Genomic DNA, 6,187 nt, shown 5'->3' with positions numbered 1-6,187 from the left:
GCATCAGGAAGGCATCGATCCAGCCGCCGCGGAAGCCCGCCAGCAGGCCGAGCGCGACGCCGATCACCATCGACAGCAGCACCGACACCACGCCCACGACCAGCGAGATACGCGCGCCGTAGATCAGGGCCGACAGGATGTCGCGGCCCTGGTCGTCGGTGCCCAGGAGGTACTTGGCGCTCCCGTCCGCGAGCCAGGCGGGCGGCTTGCGCGCGTCGCCCAGCTCCAGGGTGGTGAGGTCGAAGGGGTTGTGCGGCGCCACCCAGCCGGCGAACAGCGCGCAGAACACGCAGGCCAGCGCAATGGCCGCGGCCGCCATCGCCACCGGCGAGGTGCGGAAGCTGTAGCCGACGTCGCTGTCCCACCATCCGGCGAGTGCCTGCCTCATCGCCACCCCTTTCGACTGCCCGAGATTACGCGCCCGGCTTCACCTTGATCCACTTGTACGACAGGTTGTTGTCCGGCCGCTGGACCACGTCGACGCGCTTGCTCACGCCCCAGGCCAGCGCCTGCTGGTGCAGCGGGATGTGGCCGACGTCGTCCTGGTGGATCTTGAAGGCCTCGTGGATCATGGCATTGCGCTTGGCCTTGTCGGTCTCGGACTGCACCTTGCGCGCGAGCTCGTCGACCTTCGGGTTGCAGTAGGCGCCCAGGTTGAACTGGCCGGCGCCCTTGTCGTCCACGCAGGACATGATCGCGTTCAGCGGGTCGTGCGCGTCCACCGTGCTGGGCGTCCACCCGAGCAGGTAGAAGCTGGTGTCGCGGCGCAGGATCTTCGGGAAGTAGGTGCCCTTGGTCTCGGCCGCCAGGTTGATCTTGACGCCGATGCGCGAGAGGTTGGCCGCCACCGCCTGGCAGATGCGCGAGTCGTTGACGTAGCGATCGTTCGGGCAGTTCATCGTGACCTCGAAGCCGCTCGGGTAGCCGGCCTCGGCGAGCAGCTTCTTGGCGGCTTCCGGGTCGTACGGCAGGCGCTTGTTCAGGTCGGGCTGGAAGCCGTTGATGCCGGGGCCCACCATCTCCGCCGTCGGGGCGGCGGCGCCGCGCATCACCGTCTTCTTGATGCCCTCGATGTCGATCGCCTGGTAGAAGGCCTGGCGCACCCGCTTGTCCTTGAACGGGTTCTTGCCCTTGACGCTGGAGTACAGCAGCTCGTCGCGCTTCTGGTCCATGCCCAGGAAGATGGTGCGCAGCTCGGGGCCGGAGAGCACGCGCGCATTGGCCGAGGCGTTGACGCGGTCCACGTCCTGCAGCGGCACCGGCTCCATCACGTCCACCTCGCCGGAGAGCAGCGCGGCGACGCGGGTGGCGTCATTGCCGATCGGCGTGAAGACGATCTCCTGCGCGTTGCCCTCGATCTTGCCCCAGTAGTTGCCGTTGCGCACGAAGGTCGTGCGCACGCCCGGTTGCCGCTCGCGCAGCCGGTACGGGCCGGTGCCGTTGGCGCGGAAGGAGGCCGCGTTCTCGATGCCCTTGCGGCGGTCCACCGGGCGCGTGGCCTGGTTGTCCTCGCACCACTTCTTGCTCATGATCATCACCCGCGACATCAGGTCGGGGAGGATCGGGAAGGGCTTGTTGGTCTCGATCTCCACCGTGTGGCTGTCGATCTTGCGCACCGCCTTGAAGTCGTTGGTGTAGCTCTTCATGTCCGAGCCCTCGGCCTGCGTGCGCGCCATCGAGAACAGCACGTCGTCGGCCGTGAAGGGCGTGCCGTCGTGGAACTGCACGTTCTTGCGCAGCTCGAAGCGCCACACCGTGGGCGAGACCTGCTTCCACGAGGTCGCCAGGCCCGGCACCGGGCTCATGTCCTTGTCGCGCAGCACCAGCGCGTCGTAGACGTTGCCCAGCACGTCGAGCTGCAGCGATTCGTTCAGCGAATGCGGGTCCATGGAGAGCGCGTCGCCCTGGTTCGCGACGCGCACGGTCTGCGCGTTGACGCCCAGCGCGGCGCACAGCAGGGCCGTGGCCAGGAAGCTCTTGGTTCGCATGGTGGAACTCCTTGTGGAAGTGATGCCCTCGGATGAAACCGCGCTGCCAGGCCTAGGGGGCCAGCGGCAGTCCCTGCTCCACCAGGCTCGCGTGCAGCGCGGAGCCGAGCGGAAGGATCTCGTCGTTGAAGTCGTAGCGCGTCATGTGCAGCATGCAGCTGCCCTCGCCGCCCTGCCCGATGCGCAGGTAGGCCCCAGGCTTGACCTGCAGCATGAAGGAGAAGTCCTCGGCGCCCATGCTGGGCTCCATGTCGCGCACCACGTTCTCGGGGCCGACCAGCGACTCCGCCACGTCGCCGGCGAACTCGGTCTCGCGCGGGGTGTTGATGGTGGCCGGGTAGATGCGCTCGTAGTGCACCGTGGCCGAGGCGCCGAAGCCCAGCGCCACGGCGCTGCACAGCTCCTTCAGCCGCTTCTCCACCATGTCCTGCACCTCGGGGCGGAAGGTGCGCACCGTGCCCACCAGCGTGGCCTTGCCCGGCACCACGCTCATCGCCTGCAGGTCGCCCGCGTGCATGGCGCACAGGGAGATCACGGCGCCGTCGACCGGCTTCACGTTGCGCGAGACGATGCTCTGCACCGCAGTGATGATGTGGCCGGCCACCAGCACCGGATCGATCACCAGGTAGGCGTGCGCGCCGTGGCCGCCCTTGCCGGTGATCTCGATCGTCACCCGGTCGGCCGAGGCCATCATCGCGTGGTGGCGGATGCCGAAGCAGCCGGGCCTGAGGCCCGGCCAGTTGTGCATGGCATAGACCGATTCCACCGGCCAGCGCTGGAACAGGCCGTCCTCGATCATGGCCTTGGCGCCGGCGAAGCCCTCCTCGCCCGGCTGGAAGATCAGCACCGCGGTGCCGTCGAAGTTGCGCGTCTCGGCCAGGTACCGCGCGGCGCCGACCAGCATGGTCACGTGGCCGTCGTGGCCGCAGCCGTGCATCATGCCGTTGCGGGTGGACTTCCAGGGGAAGTCGTTGTTCTCCGTCATGGTGAGCGCGTCCATGTCGGCGCGCAGGCCGATCATGCGGCCGGAGGTGTTGGTGCGGCCGTGGATCAGGCCCACCACCCCGGTCTTGCCGATGCCGGCGTGGATCTCGTCGACGCCGCACAGGCGCAGCGCCTCCTGCACGCGGGCCGAGGTGTAGACCTCCTCGAAGCCCAGTTCGGGGTGCGCGTGCAGGTCGCGCCGGAAGGCGGTGAGTTCGGGATGGAACTGCGCGATGTGCGCGAAGGGGCGCGCATGTGCGAGCCGGGGCGAGGTGGCCGGAGCCAGCATGAAATCAATGTCCTCCCGCCGCGGCCACGCGCAGGCGCGGGTCGACGGCGAAGTAGAGCAGGTCCACGACCAGGTTGATCGCGACGAAGATGAAGGCGATCAGGCAGAGGTAGCACGCCATCACGGGGATGTCGGCGAAGGTCACTGCCTGGATGAACAGCAGGCCCATGCCGGGCCACTGGAACACCGTCTCGGTGATGATCGCGAAGGCGATCAGCTGCCCGAGCTGCAGGCCGGTGATCGTCATCACCGGCACCAGTGTGTTCTTGAGCGCGTGCCCGAAATGGATCGCGCGGTTGGACAGCCCGCGGGCGCGGGCGAACTTGATGTAGTCGGTGCGCAGCACCTCCAGCATTTCGGCGCGCACCAGGCGCATGATCAGCGTGAGCTGGAAGATCGCGAGCGTGATCGCCGGCAGCACCAGGTGGTGCCAGCCGTCGCGGGTGGCGAGCCCGGTGCCCCACCATCCCAGTTGCACCACCTGGCCGCGGCCGAAGCTGGGAAACCACCCCAGCGTGACCGAGAACACCAGGATCAGCAGGATGCCGATCAGGAAGGTGGGCAGCGACACGCCCAGCAGCGACAGGGTCATGAACAGCTGGCTGGTGAAGGTGCCGCGCCGCAGCGCCGCGTAGACGCCCATGGGCACGCCGACCAGCAGCGCCAGCAGGGCGGCGACCAGGGCCAGTTCCAGCGTGGCGGGAAAGCGCTCGGCAATCAGGCGCGACACCTTGGCGCCCTGGCGCAGGCTGAGGCCGAACTCGCCCTGCACTGCATTGCCGAGGAAGTGCCAGAACTGGACGAAGAAGGGCTGGTCCAGCCCCAGCGCGGAGCGCAGTTCGCGGATCTGGTCCGGCTTCGCGTCCTGGCCCAGCAGGAAGACCACCGGGTCGCCCACGTACTGGAACAGCAGGAAGGCGATGAAGGCGACGACCACCATGACCACGACGGCCTGGAGCATGCGGCGCAGGATGAAGGCAAGCATTGTTGGGGCGGCGTCGGGCTGCCGACACTAGCATGGCCGACGCCGGGCCCGCACGCGGGGAAACTCTGAACGGTCGTTTCGGGCGAACGGCCGTTGCCCATGGCCGGTGCGCCCAAAAAAAAGCCGCCCGAAGGCGGCTTTCAAGTTTCTTGTTTTCTGCAGCGGCCTTGCGGCCGCTTCGAAAATCAGAAGCTGTGGCGGATGCCCAGGTCGAAGCCCGTGGAGTTGCGGTCGTTGCCCGCACCCAGGACCGCGCCGTTCAGCGACACGCGAGCGCCGTTGTCGTTGCGGACGTGGGCGACGGTCGTGTAGATGGCGGTGCGCTTGGACAGGTTGTGCACGTAACCCAGGGCCACTTGGCGGGCCTTGGGATCGTCGCCACCGACGCCGAAGTCGATCTTGTACGTCGAGTAGGACGCACGGATCTCGCCGGCGCCGACCGGCACCAGGGCGCCGATCAGCCAGCCGCGGCCGTCGATTTCCACCGGGGAGTCCTTCTGGTCACGCGTGTACTGGGCCATCGCCTTGGCCACGCCGAAGTCCCACGAACCACCGATGTTCCAGGTGGTGTAGTCGCCCGCGTCGTACTTGGTACGGGCCCAGGCGGCAGCCACGTTGAACGGGCCCGCGCCGTAGCCCAGGCGCAGGCCGGCGCCCGTGCCGTCGCTCTGGCGCTCGCCGGCGACCGGGGCAGCGTCATCGCCGTGCCAGAAGTTGATCTGGCCGTAGATGCCGCCCAGGTTGGCGGGCAGGAAGTAGCCGATGTCGTTGGAGGCACGGACCAGCACGCCACGGGTGCCGACCGGCACGAACGTGTTGGCGCCAGCACCCAGACCACCGCCAGGGCCACCCAGGGTCAGCGTGGTGCCGACGCCGTTGGTGCCGAACGGATCGAAGACGGTCAGGTTCCAGAACGAGGGCGTGTAGTCACGGCCCAGGCGCACTTCACCCCAGCCGCCCGACAGGCTGACGGTGGAGCGGCGGTTGAAGACCAGGCCGGCGCCGTCGTTGGCGTGCACGTTGCTGCGGTTGGTCGTCGGGATGCGCTGGCCGGTCGTGCCGTCGTCATTGCCCAGGGAGCCTTCCAGCCAGAAGGAGGCCGACATGCCGCCGCCCAGGTCTTCCACGCCGCGGAAGCCCAGACGCGAGCTGTTGTAGCCCGAGTTCGTCAGCGCGGTCTTGCTGTCATTGCCGGGGCCGCTGGCGCGGCCGTAGGCGATGGTCGCGTCGACGATGCCGAACAGCGTGACCGACGACTGGGCGGACGCCGCACCTGCGGCGGCCATCACGGCCAGCGCAATCAGGGACTTTTTCATGCAAGTTTCTCCAAGGTTAAACATGGGGCTCCGGTTACGTATGAGGCGCGCATGCAGGCACGTGTCGCGTCCCACCGGGTCCCCGGGCCAACCTCCTTTTGGGAAGTTGTCGCTATTCGACCAGAGGCCTATAGGGGGCGCAAAGAAAATTGCCGCGCCGGGGCGGTTTCGTTGCAGAGCGGCAACAGGCCACGGCCTGTCGAGTGGAGCTTAAACAACAGTTCCGTCGCGCCCGAACGTCATTTCACGGTCGAGTTGTGACAGGTTTCTCCAGGTTGTGCAGCTACCGCGACCGCGAGCGGCGGCCTACACTTCATCCATGTTGGTCGATCGCATCCTCGGCGCCGCCGACCAGGCGTTGCGCACGCTGTTCGCCACCCCGCGCAGCACCCGGCCCTGCCCGGTGGTGCCGGCCGAGGCCACCCACCTCGGCGCAAAGGAGAAGCAGCACGCGGCCGCGCTCATGCGGGTGAACCACGTCGGCGAGATCTGCGCCCAGGCGCTCTACACGGCCCAGGCGCTGGCCACCCGCAACGAGGGCTTGCGGGCGCAGCTGGAGCAGGCGGCGCGCGAGGAGACGGACCACCTGGCCTGGACCAAGGCGCGGCTCGACGAGCTCGGCGCC

General features: G+C 68.1%; 5 protein-coding genes and 1 pseudogene. 1 reads left to right on the top strand and 5 read right to left on the bottom strand.

Annotated elements, in window-relative coordinates:
- The 5 genes and pseudogenes from VFM98_RS22130 to VFM98_RS22110 all read right to left on the bottom strand — a co-directional run.
- Positions 1-388: pseudogene (locus VFM98_RS22130) on the bottom strand (ABC transporter permease); the annotation flags it as partial.
- Positions 389-413: 25 nt separating this feature from the next.
- Positions 414-1,988, bottom strand: coding sequence for an ABC transporter substrate-binding protein (locus VFM98_RS22125; RefSeq protein WP_325112053.1), 1,575 nt, complete (start codon positions 1,986-1,988; stop codon positions 414-416).
- A gap of 52 nt (positions 1,989-2,040) precedes the next feature.
- Positions 2,041-3,261: a M20 aminoacylase family protein gene (locus VFM98_RS22120; protein WP_325112052.1), complete on the bottom strand. Its 1,221-nt coding sequence runs from the start codon at positions 3,259-3,261 to the stop codon at positions 2,041-2,043.
- A 4-nt stretch (positions 3,262-3,265) separates the two neighbouring features.
- The gene (locus VFM98_RS22115; protein ID WP_325112051.1) at positions 3,266-4,246 is read right to left on the bottom strand and encodes an ABC transporter permease; all 981 of its coding nucleotides are present in this window, start codon (positions 4,244-4,246) and stop codon (positions 3,266-3,268) included.
- Positions 4,247-4,431: 185 nt separating this feature from the next.
- A complete protein-coding gene (locus tag VFM98_RS22110) occupies positions 4,432-5,562 on the bottom strand; it encodes a porin (RefSeq protein ID WP_325112050.1) in 1,131 nt (376 codons plus the stop codon).
- A 319-nt stretch (positions 5,563-5,881) separates the two neighbouring features.
- Between VFM98_RS22110 and VFM98_RS22105 the strand changes: the two genes are divergently transcribed.
- A partial coding sequence (locus VFM98_RS22105; protein WP_325112049.1) for a demethoxyubiquinone hydroxylase family protein occupies positions 5,882-6,187 on the top strand: 306 nt, incomplete at its 3' end.

This window comes from Ramlibacter sp. (genome assembly GCF_035706265.1).
In the GTDB taxonomy this organism is placed as follows: domain Bacteria; phylum Pseudomonadota; class Gammaproteobacteria; order Burkholderiales; family Burkholderiaceae_C; genus Ramlibacter.
The sequence above is the reverse complement of the archived record's forward strand: the minus strand, read 5'-3'. Positions and strand labels throughout refer to the sequence as shown.

Bases quoted from the DNA above. Each gene is read 5' to 3' on its own strand.
- VFM98_RS22125 (WP_325112053.1), bottom strand. From the start codon at position 1,988: ATGCGAACCAAGAGCTTCCTGGCCACGGCCCTGCTGTGCGCCGCGCTG.
- VFM98_RS22120 (WP_325112052.1), bottom strand. From the start codon at position 3,261: ATGCTGGCTCCGGCCACCTCGCCCCGGCTCGCACATGCGCGCCCCTTC.
- VFM98_RS22115 (WP_325112051.1), bottom strand. From the start codon at position 4,246: ATGCTTGCCTTCATCCTGCGCCGCATGCTCCAGGCCGTCGTGGTCATG.
- VFM98_RS22110 (WP_325112050.1), bottom strand. From the start codon at position 5,562: ATGAAAAAGTCCCTGATTGCGCTGGCCGTGATGGCCGCCGCAGGTGCG.